This is a genomic window from Streptomyces sp. NPDC056738 (assembly GCF_042790435.1).
Taxonomy (GTDB): domain Bacteria; phylum Actinomycetota; class Actinomycetes; order Streptomycetales; family Streptomycetaceae; genus Streptomyces.
In genome coordinates, this window is record NZ_JBHTZF010000011.1 from 108,141 (window position 1) to 123,911 (window position 15,771).

A 15,771-nucleotide genomic window follows, 5' to 3' on the forward strand; every position below is an offset into this window, starting at 1 on the left:
TCCCCAAGGCCCGGCGCGCGGTACAGGGGTCCGCGCGCCGGGCCTTGGGGGATTCAGCCCCTCCTGCCGACCTTTTCGGCTGCGGGAGCAATTCCAGCTCCGCCGACCGGCCTTCCCTGCCCGGGGGCAGATTCAGGCACTCCGGCCGGGGAAGTCTCAGGCATTCCGGCCGGGGGAAACTTCAGGCGCTCCGGCCGGGAAAATTCAGCCCCTCCGGCGTTTGAGGAGCGGGGTCTGGGGCGGAGCCCCAGGGGGTGGAGCGAGGTCCGGGGGCGGAGCCCAGCTAGGGAACAGGGTCCGGGGCGGAGCCCAGCTAGGGAACAGGGTCCGGGGCGGAGCCCAGCTAGGGAACAGGGTCCGGGGCGGAGCCCAGTTAGGGAACGGTGGCCCGGAACCCCGGTGTCCCTCGGGCGGCAGCCCCTAGCATGGGCGGGATGCTGCCACCTCCCCCGCACGTCTCCCCCGACCGCGAGATCGAATCCCTCGCCGAGTTCGACAAGGTCGTCTCGACGGACGCCTCGCTCGCCGGATTCCGCGTCCAGGCGGTCGACCTGACGGCCCGTACGGCGGACCTCCTGTCCGTGGACACCACGGGCGCCGTCTTCCTCGGCTGCCCGATGGAGCCCGAGGCCGCCGAGCGGGTCCGCCTCTCCGGCGCCCTCGTCTTCCCGCCCGTACCAGGCCTCCCCCTCGACCCCTACCGGGGTCACCTCTACTCGCCCGACGAACTCTTCGCCTCGCTCGACGCGGGGTACGAGTCGACACCCGACGCCCGCGCGTACGCCTGGTTCCAGAAGACCAAGGCCGACGGCGACATATTCGCGTCGATGGTGCGCGCGGTCCACGACGACTCCGTCTCGGACGCCCTCGACGAACTCCTCACCGGCGTACGGGTCGTGGGAGTGATGGGCGGCCACGCGATGGCGCGCGGCACGGAGGCGTACGCGGGAGCCGCACGCCTCGGCCGCACCCTCACGCGCTCCGGCCTCATGGTCGCCACCGGCGGCGGACCCGGCGCCATGGAGGCGGCGAACCTCGGCGCGTACGCGGCCCCGTTCGACGACGGCATGCTCGACGAGGCCCTGCGCATGGTGGCGGCCGTCCCGTCGTTCACCCCCTCCGTCACCGACTGGGCGCGCGCGGCGTTCGAGGTGCGCGAGCGCTGGCCCTCCGGCGGCGCCTCGGTCGGCATCCCCACCTGGTTCTACGGCCACGAGCCGCCGAACGCGTTCGCCGCGCACATCGCCAAGTACTTCGCCAACGCGACCCGTGAGGACGGGCTGCTGGCCCGCTCGAACGCGGGGGTCGTCTTCCTGCCGGGCGCCGCCGGGACCGTACAGGAGATCTTCGACAACGCGACCCCGAACTTCTACGGATCCAGGGGCGAGCCGACCCCCATGGTCCTGGTGGACCGGACGCACTGGACCGAGAAGTACCCCGCCTGGGACCTGCTCACGTCGCTGGCCAGGGAACGGGCGATGGAGTCGCGGATCGCCCTCGTCGATGGCGTCGATGACGCTCCGGAAGCGCTCAAACACCTGGGACGTTAACAACTCGGCAAAGCCAACAGCGAGGCAGGACCTACGCATTGACAGCACTTAGGTCGCGCTTATAGACCTGTGAGACTCCTGGGGGCGCTGTTGCTGGAAAGACCGCAGCAAATCCCCCCACACCCCCCGCAGTTGCGCAACCTGTGAAGGGCAATCGTGTCCATATCTCGACGCACCGCACGTACCGTGCGAATCCTCGGCGTTGCCTCCGCCTCTGCCGCGCTCGCGCTCGGCGTCGCCGGCAACGCACTCGCCTGCAACATCAAGGACTTCTCGGCTGCCGCCACTTGTGACGGCAACGGGAAGGGCATCATCACCGTGACCGACGTCGACTCCTCCGCCAAGGAAGCCACCATCACGGTCTTCCTGGAGCGCAACGGCGCCGACGACCACCAGGTCGGAGACGCCCAGAAGGTCACCGGCAGCAAGGACGGCGCCACCGTCTCCTTCTCGGAGGACTGGGCGCCCAAGGCCGAGTACCGCATCCACGTCAGTGTCCCGGGCATCGTGGACAAGGACATCTCGCCGAACCTGGTGACGAAGGACGAGGCCTGCAGCACCAAGTCGGAGTCGCCGTCCCCGTCGGCGAGCCCCGAGCCCTCGGAGTCCGCCCCGTCGGACACCCCTTCGGACTCGGCCACCCCGTCCGACTCGGAGAGCAGCGCCGCTCCGGCCACCCCGGGCGACAACCAGCCGTCCGCCGCCGCCGGTGAGTCCAACCTCGCCGAGACCGGTGCGAACTCCAACACCCCGATGATCGCCGGTATCGCCGGCGCGTTCGTCGTCGTCGGTGGCGGAGCGGTCTACTTCGGCATGCGCCGCCGCGGCGCCTCGAAGGCGAGCTGACCCGCTTCCCGAACGACCGTGTGGCCCGCCCCCGTTTCGAGGGGGCGGGCCACACGCCTGTCCGGACACCGCGCTCGACCGGTGTGCCGCGCCGGTCCTTTCCCCGGGGTCACGCCCCGAGGACGACGATCTCGCCCGCGTCGAACTCCACCCCGACCACGTCCCCGGACTCCGGAGCGTCCCGCAGCGCGCACGCCGCCTCCAGCTCGGGCGCGCCCTCCGGCCGCAGCCGTACGGCGACGTGCGTGCCCCGGAAGGTGCGCGCGGCGACCGTGCAGCGCAGCCCGTCCGCCGCGGCCACGAGCCGCACCCCGGCGGGCCGTACGAGGAGCGTCCCGGGCCCCTGGGGGGTGCCCTCGGGCACGGGGACCTTGCCCCACGGGGTGTCGGCGACGCCGGCGCCCACCGTCGCCTCGACGACGTTGTCGAAGCCGAGGAAGCGGGCCACGAAGGCGTCCGCGGGCCGCTGCCAGACATCCAGGGGCGTACCGGACTGGGCGATCCGCCCGTCCCGCATCACCACGACCCGGTCCGCGAGCGCGAAGGCCTCGCCCTGGTCGTGCGTGACGGCGAGCACGGTCGTGCCCAGCGCGCCGAAGAGCTGGCGCAGTTCGACGACGAGCCGTTCGCGCAGCGAGCGGTCGAGCTGGCCGAGCGGTTCGTCGAGCATCAGCAGCCGGGGGCTCGGGGCCAGGGCGCGGGCCAGCGCCACGCGCTGCTGCTCCCCACCGGACAGCGAGGCGACGGCGCGGTCACGCGCTCCGGGCAGACCGACGAGGTCGAGCAGCTCCCCCACCCGGGCCGCCTGCCCGTTCTTCGACGTGCCGTGCATCCGCAGCCCGAAGGCCACGTTGCCGCCCACGTCCCGCTGCGGGAAGAGCTGGTGGTCCTGGAACATCAGGCCGACGCCCCGCTTGTGCGCGGGGACACCCCCCTGGTCCCGCCCGTCCAGCAGCACCCGGCCCGCGTCCACCGGCTGGAGTCCGGCCACCGTCCGCAGCAGCGTGGACTTGCCGCTGCCGCTCGGCCCGAGCACGCAGACGATCTCGTGTTCGGCGACGTCGAGGTCGACGGCGTCGAGCACGGCCCGCCCGCCGAAGCGTACGGTCGCGCCCTGAAGGCTCAGCAGCATCTAGAACTCCCCGGTCCGGTCGGTCCGTACCCGCTCCAACAGCAGCAGCGCCACCGCGCAGACCACCATCAGGATCGTCGAAAGGGCCATGGCCTGGCCGTAGTTGAGGTCGCCCGCGCGTCCGAGCAGCCGGGCCACGGCGACCGGGAGCGTGGGGTTGTCGGGGCGGGCGATGAAGACGGTCGCGCCGAACTCGCCGAGGGAGACGGCGAAGGCGAAGCCGGCCGCGATCAGCAGGGCCCGCCGCACCATCGGCAGATCGACCTCGCGCCACACCCGCCACGGCGACGCCCCGAGGACGGCGGCGGCCTCCCGCAGCCGCCCGTCCACCGCGCGCAGCACGGGCAGCATGGTCCGCACGACGAAGGGGACGCCGACCAGCGCCTGGGCCAGCGGCACCAGGATCCAGCTCGCGCGCAGGTCGAGCGGTGGTTCGTCCAGGGCGATCAGGAACCCGAAGCCCACGGTGACCGCGGAGACGCCGAGCGGCAGCATCAGCAGGGCGTCGAAGCCCCGCATCAGCCGGCCGGCGCGGCGGGTGAGGGCGGCCGCGGCGAGACCGCCGATCAGCACGGCGATGGCGGTGGCGGCGAGCGCGTACTCGAGCGAGTTGCCGACCGCCTCGATCGGGGCGACGAGGAAGACGCCTCCGTCGGCGTCGGCCAGGGCCCGGTAGTAGCCGAGTCCCGGGGCGTCGAGGGAGCGCTGGACGAGGACCGCGAGCGGCAGCACGAGCAGCACCGCGATGCTCACGAGCACGCCCGCGAGGAGCGCCCACTGTCCGCCGCCGCGGGGCCGGCGCGCGGTGGTGTCCGGGGCCACCAGCCGCAGGGCGGTCTCGCGTCGGCGTACGGTCGCCGCGTGCACGGCGAGGATCGCGCCGACGGCGGCGAACTGGACGATCGTCAGCACGGCCGCCGTCGTGAGGTCGAAGATCTCGGAGGTCTGCCGGTAGATCTCGACCTCCAGGGTCGAGAAGGTCGGGCCGCCGAGGATCTGCACCACCCCGAACGAGGTGAAGGTGAAGAGGAAGACCATGAGGGCGGCGGCGGCCACGGCGGGCCCGAGCGCCGGCAGCGTCACCTTGCGCCAGGCCGCCAGGCGCGAGGCGCCGAGCATGCGCGCGGCCTCCTCCTGGCGCGGGTCGAGCTGCGACCAGAGCCCGCCGACGGTCCGTACGACCACGGCGTAGTTGAAGAAGACGTGCGCGAGCAGAATCGCCCACACGGTGGTGTCCAGGCGTACGCCCCACAGGTCGTCGAGCAGTCCGCCCCGGCCGACCAGCGCGAGGAACGCCGTGCCGACGACCACGGTCGGCAGCACGAAGGGCACCGTCACCACGGCCCGGAGGATCTGTTTGCCGCGGAAGTCGAAGCGCGCGAAGACGTACGCGCCGGGGAGCGCGACCAGCAGCGTGAGCGCCGTCGAGGCGAGCGCCTGCCAGGTGGTGAACCACAGCACGTGCCGGATGTCGGAGCGGGTCGCGACGTCCCAGACGCGGCCCAGTTGCCAGCCGCCGTCCCCGTGGAGCCCGCGCGAGACGATCGCGGCGACGGGATAGGCGAAGAAGACCGCGAAGAACGCGACGGGCAGCGCCATCAGGGCGAACCGCACCGCGTTCTGTCCGCGGGCCCGGCGCGGAGCCCGGTCGGCACGGTCCCGCCCACCGGGCCCGGCCGGTCCGGTGGTCCTCTCGGGACCGCCGGCCTTCACCGTCCCGTCGGCGGCTACTTCAGTACGAGCGAGGTCCACGACTTGACCCACTGGTCGCGGTCGGCGGCGATCTTCGCGGGCGCCAGGATCTCGGGATCCTTGGCCTGCGGACCGTACTGCGTGAACTCGGCCGGCACCCGCGCGCCCTCACGGACCGGGTAGACGAACATGTTGAGCGGCATGTCCTCCTGGAACTCCTTGGTGAGCAGGAAGTCCAGGAGCGCCTTGCCGCCCTTGGTGTTCTTGGCGTTGCTGAGCAGGCCCGCGTACTCGACCTGCCGGAAGCAGGTGCCGTCCGCGACGCCGGTCGGGGCCGTGGCGGGCTTCGGGTCGCCGTAGATGACCTCGGCGGGCGGCGAGGAGGCGTACGAGACGACGAGGGGCCGGTCGGCCTTGGCCTTCTTGCCGCCCGCGGACCCCGAGAACTCCTCGTTGTACGCCTGCTCCCAGCCGTCCACGACCTTCACGCCGTTGGCCTTGAGCTTCTTCCAGTAGCCCTGCCAGTTCTCGTCGCCGTAGTGCGCGGCGGACCCGAGCAGGAAGCCGAGGCCGGGCGAGGAGGTGGCGGCGTTCTCGGTGACCAGGAGGTTCTTGTACGCGGGCTTGGCCAGGTCGTCGAAGGACCGCGGCGGCGCCAGCTTGTGCTTGCTGAACCAGGCCTTGTCGTAGTTGACGCAGATGTCGCCCGTGTCGATGGGCGTGACCCGGTGCTTGTCCTGGTCGGTCCGGTACTGCGGCAGGACCTGGTCCGCGCCCTTGGCCTCGTACGACTGGAAGAGCCCGTTGTCGAGCGCGCGGGAGAGCAGGGTGTTGTCGACGCCGAAGAAGACGTCGCCCTGGGGGTTGTCCTTGGTCAGGATGGCCTTGTTCACGGCCTGTCCGGCGTCGCCGTCCTTGAGGACGCGGACCTTGTAGCCGGACCGCTTCTCGAAGTCGGCCAGGACGTTCTTCGACACGAGCCACGAGTCGTGGCTGACGAGCGTGATCGTCTTCGAGTCGCCCGAGCCGGCGCTGTCGGACGAGCCGCACGCGGACAGGACGGGCAGCGCGACGAGACCGAGCCCGACGGCCGTGACCGCGAGCCGCCTGCCGCCGCTGGTGTTGGTGATCACTGATTCCTCCTGGGTGACCAGGAAGAGACGCGGCCCTGCCCGGGACCTCTGACGGTTCCCGGGCAGGGCGCAACAGCTTGAGTAAGTGACCGAACTTCCTACCCAGAATGACCTGGGCAAGGTTCAGAGGGTCTGCGGTCTGTCCCGCACTCTCAGCGCTGTGGCGCTCCCCTGTCGGAATATGAAGATGTCGGACGGTGATGTGCCGGGCCGGACTCGTCGACTCGTGGAGCCTTCGGCTCGCGAAGCGGACGAGACGGACCGACTCGGTTCAGACTACCGCTCGGTCGCGGCGAGCTGACCACACGCTCCGTCGATCTCCTGGCCACGGGTGTCCCGGACGGTGACCGTGACGCCGTGGGCGGCGATCGCCTCGACGAACGCCTTCTCGTCCTCGGGCCGCGACGCGGTCCACTTCGAGCCCGGGGTCGGGTTCAGCGGGATGAGGTTGACGTGCACGGGCTTGCCCTTGAGCATCCGGCCGAGCCGGTCGCCCCGCCAGGCCTGGTCGTTGATGTCGCGGATCAGCGCGTACTCGATGGACAGACGGCGCCCGGACCGGTCCGCGTATCCCCAGCCGGCGTCCAGGACCTCGCGCACCTTCCACCGTGTGTTCACGGGGACGAGGGTGTCGCGCAGTTCGTCGTCCGGGGCGTGCAGGGAGATCGCGAGCCGGCACTTGAAGCCCTCGTCCGAGAACCGGTTGATCGCGGGAACCAGGCCGACCGTCGAGACGGTGATGCCGCGCTGCGACAGCCCCAGCCCGTCCGGCTCCGGGTCGGTGAGGGCACGGATCGCGCCGACCACCCGCTTGTAGTTGGCGAGCGGCTCGCCCATCCCCATGAAGACGATGTTGCTCAGCCGCGCCGGACCCCCGGGGATCTCGCCGTCACGCAGCGCCCGCATCCCGTCGACGATCTGGTGCACGATCTCGCCGGTCGACAGGTTCCGGTCGAGGCCGGCCTGTCCGGTGGCGCAGAACGGGCAGTTCATCCCGCAGCCGGCCTGCGAGCTGATGCACATGGTCACCCGGTCCGGGTAGCGCATGAGCACGGACTCGACGAGCGTGCCGTCGAAGAGGCGCCACAGGGTCTTGCGGGTGGTGTCCTGGTCGGTCGACAGGTGCCGCACGACCGACATCAGCTCGGGAAGCAGCGCCTCCTGGAGCTTGCCGCGCGAGGCGGCCGGGATGTCCGTCCACTCGGCGGGGTCGTGCGCGTACCGGGCGAAGTAGTGCTGCGAGAGCTGCTTGGCACGAAACGGCTTCTCACCGATCGCGGCAACCGCCTCTTTGCGCTCGGCGGGCGTGAGATCGGCAAGGTGCCGCGGCGGCTTCTTGGCTCCGCGCGGCGCGACAAAGGTGAGTTCTCCGGGCTTCGGCATAACCCTTCCAGTGTCGCAGATCAATACCACCGGCCCGGGCCAGAGCGGGGTGGGGGCGGTCACCTGCGGGCGCCGTCCGTCGGCGTCGGTCGACCTGGGACGGCCCGGAGACGGCCCAAAACTCGGCGGGCCCCGGTCGGCCATCCCCCGGCAGCGGCACCACCACCCATCACTCCAGTTGCACGGGAGCGACGGGGAGCTGTTCCCTGTACGGCCAGGTGAAGGTGCGGTCGGGTTCGAGGTGGGCGTCTCCCCAGTGGATGGCGTGGATGCCGTTTTCGGCGTCGGCCGTGAAGAACACGCAGACCAACCTGGTGGAGGCTCCCAGCTCCTCGAAGGCCTCGTGCAGCCCCAGGTACTCCTCGGTCGCCAGGTCCTCATCGACATCGAACAGCGTTTCCGGAGGCTGTGGCCCGTGGGCCCGTAACAGCCGGTGCCGAGTCGGCGACGCGTTGGCAGGCAGCCGGGCTCGGTCCAGGGGCCTCGGCCGGTCCGCGTACCGGAAGGGGAAGAGTGCGTGATCGTTGATCACCGCATACTCATACCCGCGCACATCGCGAACGGCTTCCTCCAGCTCGCGTGCCGTCTCCGCCAGGTTCTCGCGCACCAGGCCCGCAAGGGCGACACCGTACGGACTCCGCTTCTTCAGTCCCGCGGCGAGGTGCGCGGCATGGGCCTTCGCATGTGCCTCTGCCAGCCGCACCGGGATCGCGGCGGCCAGGGCGCCGGCACGCCTCCCGAACCGCTCGACGGCCCAGGCCGACGGCCCTACCGGATAGCCACCCAACACCGACATGCAGTGCCCCCTCCCCCAGGTCCCCGCCTCTGAACTGTGTGACACGCACCCGAAGGACCCACAAGGGGGCGATCCGGCCAGTCCGCGACCGAGCATCGCTCTGACCTGATGCCGAGCTCTCGACGCCTGTCGACGTTGGTCACCATCGAGCGCCCTCGCTTTGCTTCGTGAGTACGCGTACTCATGCGCGGCGCCCCTCAGGGTCAGCATGCTGGGGTGCGCGCGATCGGCGGACTGGCATCTGCGAACAGATCGGGGTGGGCGTGGAACGCGGGAGTGCGCCGTATGTTGGCGCGCAGGTGATGGTCGGCGTGTTGCTGCTCGCCTGCGACCTGGTGGTCATTACCGGCCTGTGGTTCGGTTACGGGCTCGCGGGATGGACCGACGACGGCAGCATCGCGCCCGAGGCGCAGATGTTCGCACGGCGAGCAATGTGGTGCTTGGCCGGTGGCGCCGTGGTCACGGGCGTTGGCCTTCTGGCCCTGCGATGGCGCATTCCCGGCGCGGTGCAGCTCATCACCCTGGGGATCGGAGCACTCAAGTTCCAGGCCCTGGCCGCCCCTCACTAGCGCTGGGCCCAATTCTTCAAGCCGGCGAGCACCGGGCGGAACGACCACCACCTGGTCCGGGCCCGGAGACGCCGCCTGATCGGTCGGTGCGGAAGACGGGATAGGCGACGTCGACAGACCTGCGCGCACCCTGCCACACCGATCCCAATCGCACTCGGAGGCCCCTCGCTGCGAACTGCGGGTACGACGGTCAGTGAGGTCTGCTTGGCTGGTCCCGCGATCGCGTGTGGGTGCTGACGGCTGACTCGGGTCGCGACGGTGGCTGTACCTCGCTGCACTACGGCACGAAGGGCTCTGCTTGGATCGGCCCATGATTTCTGTCGGCACCCCGGACGAGACGCAAGAGAAGGCGCAGCTTGCGGTCTGGTTCGGCGGGGCGTCCTTGGCGTTGTGGTTCTGCTGTCCGTTCTGGATACTGGTCAGCTTCGTCGCGCTGCCGCTGGCGCTCGTCGGCCTGGTGCGGGCCTTCGTCGAGTACCGCGCATCAAAGTCGGGGCGAGCGAACGGGACGCGAGCTGTCGTGGGCGGCGTGTTGTCCCTCTTGGGGGCAACAGCCGCGGTCGCTTACATGATCTTCCTGGCCACCCATCCTGATCTTCCCGTCCAGGGGTAGCCGCCTCATCAGTGACCTGCTCGATGCGGGTCAGGCGGACGAATGGGCCCACCGTTCAGGAGCGAGGTTGGGCGACCGCGTGCATGACCTGCGGATTCCCCAGACCCGAATGGCTGTTCCGTCAGCGGGCTTCCAACTCTTCGGCCCGTCGCACGAGTTCCGCCGCGATGGCATCCCCATCAGGCCCGTGCAGCCACAGATTCTCCGCGGCCTCCCGCAGAAGAGCCGACTCGTCCGGCCTCTGCAACAACAGAAGGCGATAGGCGAGATTACGGATCCACACCGGGAGATGGCCGTCGACGATCTGTGGACAGAGCTCCCGCAGCATCGAGAGGATCGCGTCGGCATCAGCGAAGGTCAGCTCTTCGACGAAGTAGTGCTCGCGATGTTCCTGACCGCACGCCGGTGTCGGACGGTACTCGTCTCCGTAGAGACACCGGGCGTGCTCGGTCAGCGTGCTGTGCATGCGCCGCAGCCTACGACGTCATGATGTGCCAGCCGGAAACTAGGCGCGAGGCGTGGTCACTTGCTGCCAGCCGTCGGTGGATCGCGTCACGAACATCACGCGATAGACCTCGCGGGTCCACACCGTTGCGCCTTCCCCGTGGTCGGGGAGTTCCTCGAACGCCTCGCTCTCCGAGTCGTAGCTGTACTTGCGGCCTTTGGCGTCCCGGACCATCCACTCTCTGCCGGGCATCCCCGCGGCTCCCATGACCATGACGATCTTCCCTCCCCTGGGTGTGGAGCGAGATGCTAGCTCTCGCAGGCGTGCGCGCTCCACACCAACTCCTCCTGATCGGCGAGCGGTCGACCGAACGGGCATGAGAGGGCGCGTCCATCGCTGGCCGAGCAGGAGCTCCAGGCGTTTGGCCAGGCAAGGGCCCCGGGCGTCCGGCTGGGCAATCCGTGGGGAGTGTGTCAGGATCCGGCCGAAGTGGAGGCCGATCATGTTCTGGCAGTGCATCGAGATGGTCGGCGCGTCGGTGCTGATCGTCGGGGGAGTCGCCACCCTTGGTGGGGGCTGGCTGCCGTCGTGGGTCCGTGACAGCGTCCGCCGGCCGGTCATGTTCGGCTGGGCACAACTGACCATGGCTGTCGGACTGATCGGCTATCTGGTCAGCGATTCCTTGACCGGCACGTCACACCTCGGCCTGGCCGTGAAGGCATCCGGCTGTGCCGTCTGGCTGCTGGGCCTCACACTGCTCGACCTCGCCGATCGCGAGTCGCGGCGCCGCTGACCGGGCCGGGCGGTCAGACCGTTCGTTCACTGGCCGCAGGCGCATCCGGCGGCTGCGGGGGCGGCTTCCTCGGTTTCCTCGGTGGTCCCGCCGGTGCAGCAGCCGTCGCCGGTCGGGGACGGGTCGGCGCTCTTGCCCAGCGTGGCGGCGTCGGCCTTGACCACGTACACCTCCCACGGCTCCTTGCCGGGGCCGTGCACCCACACCTTGTCCTGGAGGGCGTAGCAGCAGGACGTGTCGTTCTCCTCGAAGGTGGCCAGGCCGGCGTCCTTCAGCCGGGTGGTGGCGGCGCTGACCTGGTCGGTGGACTCGACCTCGACGCCGAGGTGGTCGAGCCGGGTCTCCTCGCCGGGCCCGCCTTCGATCAGGACGAGCTTGAGCGGCGGCTCGGTGATGGCGAAGTTGGCGTAGCCCTCGCGCCGCTTGGCGGGTTCGGTGCCGAACAGCTTCGAGTAGAAGGTGATCGACGCTTCGAGGTCACTGACACGCAGGGCGAGCTGGGCACGGGACATGGCGGTCTCCCATCGGCTTGCATTGATGTCTGTCGATACAAGCTTGCGCCCCGCATCGAAGGGTGTCAACATAGACGTATGTCGAAGCAAGAGCTTGTGGTCCTCGGGCAGGCCGACGAGAGCGGGGCGTGCTGCCCAGGCCTCGTGACCGCGCCGCTGGACGAGGACCAGGCGGCCGAGCTGGCCAAACTGTTCAAGGCGCTGGGCGACCCCGTACGCCTGCGACTGCTGTCGATGATCGCGTCGCGGGCCGGCGGTGAGGTCTGCGTCTGCGACCTGACCCCCGCCTTCGACCTGTCCCAGCCGACGATCTCGCACCACCTCAAGCTCCTGCGGCAGGCCGGTCTCATCGACTGCGAGCGACGGGGCACGTGGGTCTACTACTGGGCGCTGCCCGCCACCCTCGACCGGCTCGCCGCCTTCCTGAAGACGTCGCAGCCCGCCGAGGCGACCGCGTGAGCGTCCCACTGGCCCGCCGGGCCGCCACCGAGGCGGTCGGCTCGGCCGCCCTGGTCGCGGTGGTCGTCGGCTCCGGCATCCAGGCCACCGAACTGACCCACGACGTGGGCGTGCAACTGCTCGCCAACTCGCTGGCCACCGTCTTCGGTCTCGGTGTGCTGATCGCGCTCCTGGGTCCGGTGTCCGGGGCGCACTTCAACCCCGCCGTCACCCTCGCCGCCTGGGCCACCGGCCGCCGCACGGGGGACGGACCCACCGGGCGCGAGGTCGCCGCGTACATCCCGGCCCAGGTCGCCGGGGCCGTCGCGGGCGCGGTCCTGGCCGACGCGATGTTCGGCGAACCGCTCGTACGGTGGTCCACCCACGACCGCTTCGCCGGTCACCTGTGGCTGGCGGAGGCCGTCGCGACCGCCGGCCTCGTCCTGCTGATCTTCGGCCTGGCCCGCACCGGCCGAGAGCGCTACGCGCCCGTGGCCGTGGCCTCGTACATCGGCGCCGCGTACTGGTTCACGTCATCCACCTCGTTCGCGAACCCCGCGGTCACCATCGGCCGGACCTTCACCGACACGTTCGCCGGAATCGCCCCCGGCTCCGTCGGCCCGTTCGTCGCGGCCCAACTGGTCGGCGCCGCACTGGGACTGGGTCTGGTCGCCACCGTCTTCGGACGCCCGGCACCCGCGCCGGAGGCCGCCCCAGAGTCCGGCACGGAGTCCGACCCGGACCGCCTCCGGAGCGAACCCGAACCCGCCGCCCCCGCACTCCCCTGACCCGCCCCTCCCCCGCGCTCCCCTCACCCGCCCTCGCCAGAAAGCGCCCCCGCCGTGAACACCCCTGCCGACGCGAACACCCCCGCCGACGACAACACCCCCGCCGAACAGCCCTCCGTGCTCTTCGTCTGCGTCCACAACGCCGGACGCTCGCAGATGGCCGCCGCCTTCCTCACCCACCTGGCCGGCGACCGCGTCCAGGTGCGCTCCGCCGGTTCCGCTCCCGCCGACACCGTGAACCCCGCCGTCGTCGAGGCCCTGGCCGAGAGCGGCATCGACATCTCGGCCGAGGTGCCCAAGGTCCTCACCGCGGAGGCGGTCCGGGCCTCCGACGTCGTCATCACGATGGGCTGCGGCGACACCTGCCCGGTCTACCCCGGCAAGCGCTACCTCGACTGGCAGCTCCCCGACCCCGCCGGGCAGGGGGTCGCGGCCGTCCGCCCGATCCGCGACGAGATCGAGAAGCGCGTCCGCGTCCTGATCGAGGAGATCGCCCCAGGGAATCGGTGATGAGTACCGCTGACGGGGTCCGCGTCGCCACGATGACGGCCGAGCACGCGGACGAGGTCCTGGCCATCTATCAACACGGCATCGACGAGGGCGACTCCAGCTTCGAGACCACGGCTCCGTCATGGGCCGAGTTCGACAGGGCCAAGCTCCCGCACCATCGATACGTCGCCCTGGGCGCCTCCGACGAGGTGCTGGGCTGGGTCGCCGCGGTGCCGGTCTCGGACCGCTGCGCGTACGCGGGTGTCGTCGAGCACTCCGTATACGTACGTCCCGACGCCCGCGGCCGGGGAATCGGGAGCGCCCTGCTGAGCGCCCTCATCACCTCGACCGAGACCGCGGGCATCTGGACCATCCAGTCGGGCGTCTTCCCCGAGAACACCGGCAGCCTCGCCCTGCACCGCACGGCGGGATTCCGGGTCGTCGGCACCCGCGAACGCATCGGCCGCCATCATGGCGCCTGGCGCGACGTCGTCCTGATCGAACGCCGCAGTCCCCTCGTCTCCTGACAGCCCTGCACGCCACACTTCCCCGCGAGGCGGCAACACGACCGGGCCCGAGGCGCCTACGCGCCCGGCGGCCGGAACGCGACCTCCCTGCGGGCGGCCTCGTCGATCTCGTCGAGGGTGAGGAGCGGGGTCGCCCGGGTCTGCAGCGCTCCGCTGGCCTTGACGCTCAGGCTGACGGCGGCCATGGAGACCGTGTCGGGGAAGTCGAGGACGCACACGAAGTCGTCCTCCCCGAAGGAGAAGTACATCGCCTCGACGGTCCCGCCGAGGCCGGCGACGACGTGCTCGACGGCGGCGCGGCGGCCGCTCGCGCCCTCCTTGAGAACGCCCTTGGCCCCCTCGGGCGTGTAGCGGGCCTGGATGAGGAACTTCGGCATCGGGGTGCTCCCTGCCTGTGACGTGACGTGTCGGGTACGCGGAAGGCCTTCCCGCCGCCGCCCCGGCCGCCGGTCGGAGAACGGGAGGATTCACTCGTACGACACCTGTCCGGCGGGCGATCTCGCGAACACCACCCGGCGGCCGATCCCAGGAGCACCGGTCCGACGGCCGATCCCGGGAGCACCGGTCCGGGGCCGACCCCGGGAACACCGGCGGCCCGGCGGGCGATCCGAGTCCGGCCCGGTGAGCGCCGGACCCGCCCCGCCCATCCCCGACTACGCGAACTGGCCGGGCCGGTAGTCGCCCGCCGGCTGCTGGATCATGACGTTGGCGCGGTTGAAGGCGTTGATGAGGGCCACGCAGCACACCAGGGCCGCGAGCTGCTCCTCGTCGTAGTACTTGGCGGCGTTCGCCCAGCACTCGTCCGAGACGCCACCGGCCGCGTCGGCGATGCGCGTGGCCTGCTCCGTCAGCTCCAGGGCGGCGCGCTCGGCGTCGGTGAACACGGTCGCCTCCCGCCAGGCCGCGACCAGGTTGAGGCGTACGGAGGTCTCGCCCGCGGCCTCCGCGTCCTTGCTGTGCATGTCGGTGCAGAACCCGCAGCCGTTGATCTGGCTGGCACGGAGCTTCACCAGTTCCTGCGTCGCGTGCGGCAGCGTCGACTCCGCGAGCGGCCTGCCCGCGGCGACGATGTGCTTCATGAACTTGGCCGACACCGGGCTGGCGAAGAGGTTCAGACGGGCTTCCATGTGCGCTCCTCAGGTTGCTTCTCGTGGTTACACCTGATTGACGGAGCGGCCCGGCAAGGTGTGACCGACCCGGATGTGACCTGCGTCTCCTCGCGGCGCGGAAGGCGGCGCCGCCTTCCGCGGGAAATCCACCAGGTTCGGGCCGGGGCGCGGGCGGGCACGCGAGGGGTGCTGTCACGACTCCACGCCAAGCCCTAGAATCGAATATGTGTCCGAAAAAGTGTCCCGCCTGCAGCACCTGCGCAGCGTCCGCGCCTGGCTGCTCTGGCAACTGCGCCGCACCGACGACACCATCGCCGAGCTGGAGCGCCAGGAGGTCGCCGCCACACGTGCGGCCCGTACGTCGCCTCCGCCGCCGCGCGGCTGGAAGCTCGCGATGCGACGGTCGGGCGGTGACGGTACCGGCGCGACCCCCGACGCCGTCCACACCGGCGACTGCGGCATGGCGGGGAAGAACACGAGGCCGCTCGCCCGCGAGCAGGCCCTCCGGGCGATCACCGAAGACGGCGTCACGGCCTGCCCGTACTGCCGCCCCGACACGGATCTGGGTGTCCTGTGAACCACGAACGCATACAGCCGAACGACGACCACGCACAGCAGGACGACGACCACGCGCAGCCGGACGGCCGGCAAGCGGCGCCGGACCACGACCGAGCGCGGCCGGACGACGAGCACACACCGGCGCCGGCGCCCGCGCCCATCACCGTCGGCCGCCCCGCCGGCACCGGCGGGCGGCGCGTCACGATCCGCGGGCGGAGCGCCGGCATCGCCCACAGCGACGCCGACGTGGTCGAGTTCCTGCGCCGCGCGGGCCTGCCGGACGCGTGGGACTACCTGGACGATCCGCAGTGGGTGGACTGGCAGGACGGCGGACCCCGTACATACGACACCACCCCTCCGGGTCACGGGGATCACGGTGAGGTGATCGGATGACCCGA

At 70.9% G+C, this 15,771-nt stretch carries 21 protein-coding genes and 1 riboswitch; of the genes, 11 read left to right on the plus strand and 10 right to left on the minus strand.

Features of this window, described 5'->3' with window-relative positions:
- Positions 1 to 434 precede the first annotated feature (434 nt).
- Positions 435 to 1,550, plus strand: coding sequence for an LOG family protein (locus ACFRIC_RS27265; protein ID WP_382790688.1), 1,116 nt, complete (start codon positions 435 to 437; stop codon positions 1,548 to 1,550).
- Between the two features lie 186 nt (positions 1,551 to 1,736).
- Positions 1,737 to 2,396 carry an LAETG motif-containing sortase-dependent surface protein gene (locus ACFRIC_RS27270; protein WP_382790691.1) on the plus strand — a complete coding sequence of 220 codons (660 nt, stop codon included), beginning with the start codon at positions 1,737 to 1,739 and terminating at the stop codon, positions 2,394 to 2,396.
- Between the two features lie 109 nt (positions 2,397 to 2,505).
- Here ACFRIC_RS27270 and ACFRIC_RS27275 read toward each other — a convergent pair whose 3' ends face one another.
- From ACFRIC_RS27275 to ACFRIC_RS27295, 5 genes are all read right to left on the minus strand, one after another.
- Positions 2,506 to 3,528 carry an ABC transporter ATP-binding protein gene (locus ACFRIC_RS27275; protein ID WP_382790695.1) on the minus strand — a complete coding sequence of 341 codons (1,023 nt, stop codon included), beginning with the start codon at positions 3,526 to 3,528 and terminating at the stop codon, positions 2,506 to 2,508.
- The gene (locus tag ACFRIC_RS27280; protein ID WP_382790699.1) at positions 3,529 to 5,280 is read right to left on the minus strand and encodes an ABC transporter permease; all 1,752 of its coding nucleotides are present in this window, start codon (positions 5,278 to 5,280) and stop codon (positions 3,529 to 3,531) included.
- Positions 5,256 to 6,353, minus strand: a complete 1,098-nt coding sequence (locus ACFRIC_RS27285) for a thiamine ABC transporter substrate binding subunit (protein ID WP_382790701.1) — start codon at positions 6,351 to 6,353, stop codon at positions 5,256 to 5,258. Before ACFRIC_RS27285 ends, ACFRIC_RS27280 begins: the two co-directional genes overlap by 25 nt.
- Before the next feature lie 77 nt (positions 6,354 to 6,430).
- Positions 6,431 to 6,536: riboswitch (TPP riboswitch) on the minus strand.
- A 93-nt stretch (positions 6,537 to 6,629) separates the two neighbouring features.
- A complete protein-coding gene (rlmN, locus tag ACFRIC_RS27290; RefSeq protein WP_382790705.1) occupies positions 6,630 to 7,736 on the minus strand; it encodes a 23S rRNA (adenine(2503)-C(2))-methyltransferase RlmN in 1,107 nt (368 codons plus the stop codon).
- Between the two features lie 169 nt (positions 7,737 to 7,905).
- Complete coding sequence (locus ACFRIC_RS27295; protein ID WP_382790707.1) at positions 7,906 to 8,532, minus strand: hypothetical protein; 627 nt, start codon at positions 8,530 to 8,532, stop codon at positions 7,906 to 7,908.
- A gap of 311 nt (positions 8,533 to 8,843) precedes the next feature.
- Between ACFRIC_RS27295 and ACFRIC_RS27300 the strand changes: the two genes are divergently transcribed.
- Positions 8,844 to 9,101: a hypothetical protein gene (locus ACFRIC_RS27300; protein ID WP_382790710.1), complete on the plus strand. Its 258-nt coding sequence runs from the start codon at positions 8,844 to 8,846 to the stop codon at positions 9,099 to 9,101.
- Positions 9,102 to 9,411: 310 nt separating this feature from the next.
- Entirely contained in the window at positions 9,412 to 9,714 is a 303-nt protein-coding gene (locus ACFRIC_RS27305; RefSeq protein ID WP_382790713.1) for a hypothetical protein, read from the plus strand.
- A gap of 121 nt (positions 9,715 to 9,835) precedes the next feature.
- On the opposite strand, the gene ACFRIC_RS27310 is transcribed toward ACFRIC_RS27305, so the two are convergent.
- Both ACFRIC_RS27310 and ACFRIC_RS27315 read right to left on the minus strand, forming a co-directional pair.
- Complete coding sequence (locus ACFRIC_RS27310; protein ID WP_382790716.1) at positions 9,836 to 10,180, minus strand: hypothetical protein; 345 nt, start codon at positions 10,178 to 10,180, stop codon at positions 9,836 to 9,838.
- A gap of 39 nt (positions 10,181 to 10,219) precedes the next feature.
- Positions 10,220 to 10,411, minus strand: a complete 192-nt coding sequence (locus ACFRIC_RS27315) for a hypothetical protein (protein ID WP_382790719.1) — start codon at positions 10,409 to 10,411, stop codon at positions 10,220 to 10,222.
- Between the two features lie 250 nt (positions 10,412 to 10,661).
- Between ACFRIC_RS27315 and ACFRIC_RS27320 the strand changes: the two genes are divergently transcribed.
- The gene (locus ACFRIC_RS27320) at positions 10,662 to 10,952 is read left to right on the plus strand and encodes a hypothetical protein (RefSeq protein ID WP_382790722.1); all 291 of its coding nucleotides are present in this window, start codon (positions 10,662 to 10,664) and stop codon (positions 10,950 to 10,952) included.
- Between the two features lie 26 nt (positions 10,953 to 10,978).
- Here ACFRIC_RS27320 and ACFRIC_RS27325 read toward each other — a convergent pair whose 3' ends face one another.
- Entirely contained in the window at positions 10,979 to 11,464 is a 486-nt protein-coding gene (locus ACFRIC_RS27325; RefSeq protein ID WP_382790726.1) for an ArsI/CadI family heavy metal resistance metalloenzyme, read from the minus strand.
- Between the two features lie 78 nt (positions 11,465 to 11,542).
- Between ACFRIC_RS27325 and ACFRIC_RS27330 the strand changes: the two genes are divergently transcribed.
- From ACFRIC_RS27330 to ACFRIC_RS27345, 4 genes are read left to right on the plus strand one after another with little or no spacing between them, the layout of a single operon-like run.
- Complete coding sequence (locus tag ACFRIC_RS27330; RefSeq protein ID WP_382790728.1) at positions 11,543 to 11,923, plus strand: ArsR/SmtB family transcription factor; 381 nt, start codon at positions 11,543 to 11,545, stop codon at positions 11,921 to 11,923.
- The gene (locus ACFRIC_RS27335; RefSeq protein WP_382790731.1) at positions 11,920 to 12,690 is read left to right on the plus strand and encodes an aquaporin; all 771 of its coding nucleotides are present in this window, start codon (positions 11,920 to 11,922) and stop codon (positions 12,688 to 12,690) included. The genes ACFRIC_RS27330 and ACFRIC_RS27335 overlap by 4 nt, the downstream gene beginning before the upstream one ends.
- A 54-nt stretch (positions 12,691 to 12,744) precedes the next feature.
- Positions 12,745 to 13,200: an arsenate reductase ArsC gene (locus ACFRIC_RS27340; RefSeq protein ID WP_382790734.1), complete on the plus strand. Its 456-nt coding sequence runs from the start codon at positions 12,745 to 12,747 to the stop codon at positions 13,198 to 13,200.
- Positions 13,200 to 13,706 (plus strand): GNAT family N-acetyltransferase, encoded by a 507-nt coding sequence (locus ACFRIC_RS27345; protein WP_382790737.1) that lies wholly within the window; start codon positions 13,200 to 13,202, stop codon positions 13,704 to 13,706. Before ACFRIC_RS27340 ends, ACFRIC_RS27345 begins: the two co-directional genes overlap by 1 nt.
- Positions 13,707 to 13,762: 56 nt before the next feature.
- On the opposite strand, the gene ACFRIC_RS27350 is transcribed toward ACFRIC_RS27345, so the two are convergent.
- Both ACFRIC_RS27350 and ACFRIC_RS27355 read right to left on the minus strand, forming a co-directional pair.
- Positions 13,763 to 14,083 (minus strand): GYD domain-containing protein, encoded by a 321-nt coding sequence (locus ACFRIC_RS27350; protein ID WP_382790740.1) that lies wholly within the window; start codon positions 14,081 to 14,083, stop codon positions 13,763 to 13,765.
- A gap of 276 nt (positions 14,084 to 14,359) precedes the next feature.
- Complete coding sequence (locus tag ACFRIC_RS27355; protein WP_382790742.1) at positions 14,360 to 14,833, minus strand: carboxymuconolactone decarboxylase family protein; 474 nt, start codon at positions 14,831 to 14,833, stop codon at positions 14,360 to 14,362.
- Positions 14,834 to 15,041: 208 nt separating this feature from the next.
- On the opposite strand from ACFRIC_RS27355, the gene ACFRIC_RS27360 reads away from it, so the two are divergent.
- Both ACFRIC_RS27360 and ACFRIC_RS27365 read left to right on the plus strand, forming a co-directional pair.
- Positions 15,042 to 15,392 carry a DUF6233 domain-containing protein gene (locus ACFRIC_RS27360; protein ID WP_382790745.1) on the plus strand — a complete coding sequence of 117 codons (351 nt, stop codon included), beginning with the start codon at positions 15,042 to 15,044 and terminating at the stop codon, positions 15,390 to 15,392.
- Positions 15,389 to 15,766, plus strand: a complete 378-nt coding sequence (locus tag ACFRIC_RS27365) for a hypothetical protein (protein ID WP_382790748.1) — start codon at positions 15,389 to 15,391, stop codon at positions 15,764 to 15,766. Before ACFRIC_RS27360 ends, ACFRIC_RS27365 begins: the two co-directional genes overlap by 4 nt.
- The last annotated feature ends 5 nt before the right edge of the window (positions 15,767 to 15,771 follow it).

Excerpts from the sequence above, each read along its gene's own strand:
- ACFRIC_RS27325 (WP_382790726.1), bottom strand. The coding sequence starts at position 11,464 with ATGTCCCGTGCCCAGCTCGCCCTGCGTGTCAGTGACCTCGAAGCGTCG.
- ACFRIC_RS27355 (WP_382790742.1), bottom strand. The coding sequence starts at position 14,833 with ATGGAAGCCCGTCTGAACCTCTTCGCCAGCCCGGTGTCGGCCAAGTTC.
- ACFRIC_RS27345 (WP_382790737.1), top strand. The coding sequence starts at position 13,200 with ATGAGTACCGCTGACGGGGTCCGCGTCGCCACGATGACGGCCGAGCAC.
- ACFRIC_RS27275 (WP_382790695.1), bottom strand. The coding sequence starts at position 3,528 with ATGCTGCTGAGCCTTCAGGGCGCGACCGTACGCTTCGGCGGGCGGGCC.
- ACFRIC_RS27320 (WP_382790722.1), top strand. The coding sequence starts at position 10,662 with ATGTTCTGGCAGTGCATCGAGATGGTCGGCGCGTCGGTGCTGATCGTC.
- ACFRIC_RS27265 (WP_382790688.1), top strand. The coding sequence starts at position 435 with ATGCTGCCACCTCCCCCGCACGTCTCCCCCGACCGCGAGATCGAATCC.
- ACFRIC_RS27350 (WP_382790740.1), bottom strand. The coding sequence starts at position 14,083 with ATGCCGAAGTTCCTCATCCAGGCCCGCTACACGCCCGAGGGGGCCAAG.
- ACFRIC_RS27295 (WP_382790707.1), bottom strand. The coding sequence starts at position 8,532 with ATGTCGGTGTTGGGTGGCTATCCGGTAGGGCCGTCGGCCTGGGCCGTC.
- ACFRIC_RS27330 (WP_382790728.1), top strand. The coding sequence starts at position 11,543 with ATGTCGAAGCAAGAGCTTGTGGTCCTCGGGCAGGCCGACGAGAGCGGG.
- rlmN (WP_382790705.1), bottom strand. The coding sequence starts at position 7,736 with ATGCCGAAGCCCGGAGAACTCACCTTTGTCGCGCCGCGCGGAGCCAAG.
- ACFRIC_RS27310 (WP_382790716.1), bottom strand. The coding sequence starts at position 10,180 with ATGCACAGCACGCTGACCGAGCACGCCCGGTGTCTCTACGGAGACGAG.
- ACFRIC_RS27305 (WP_382790713.1), top strand. The coding sequence starts at position 9,412 with ATGATTTCTGTCGGCACCCCGGACGAGACGCAAGAGAAGGCGCAGCTT.
- ACFRIC_RS27315 (WP_382790719.1), bottom strand. The coding sequence starts at position 10,411 with ATGCCCGGCAGAGAGTGGATGGTCCGGGACGCCAAAGGCCGCAAGTAC.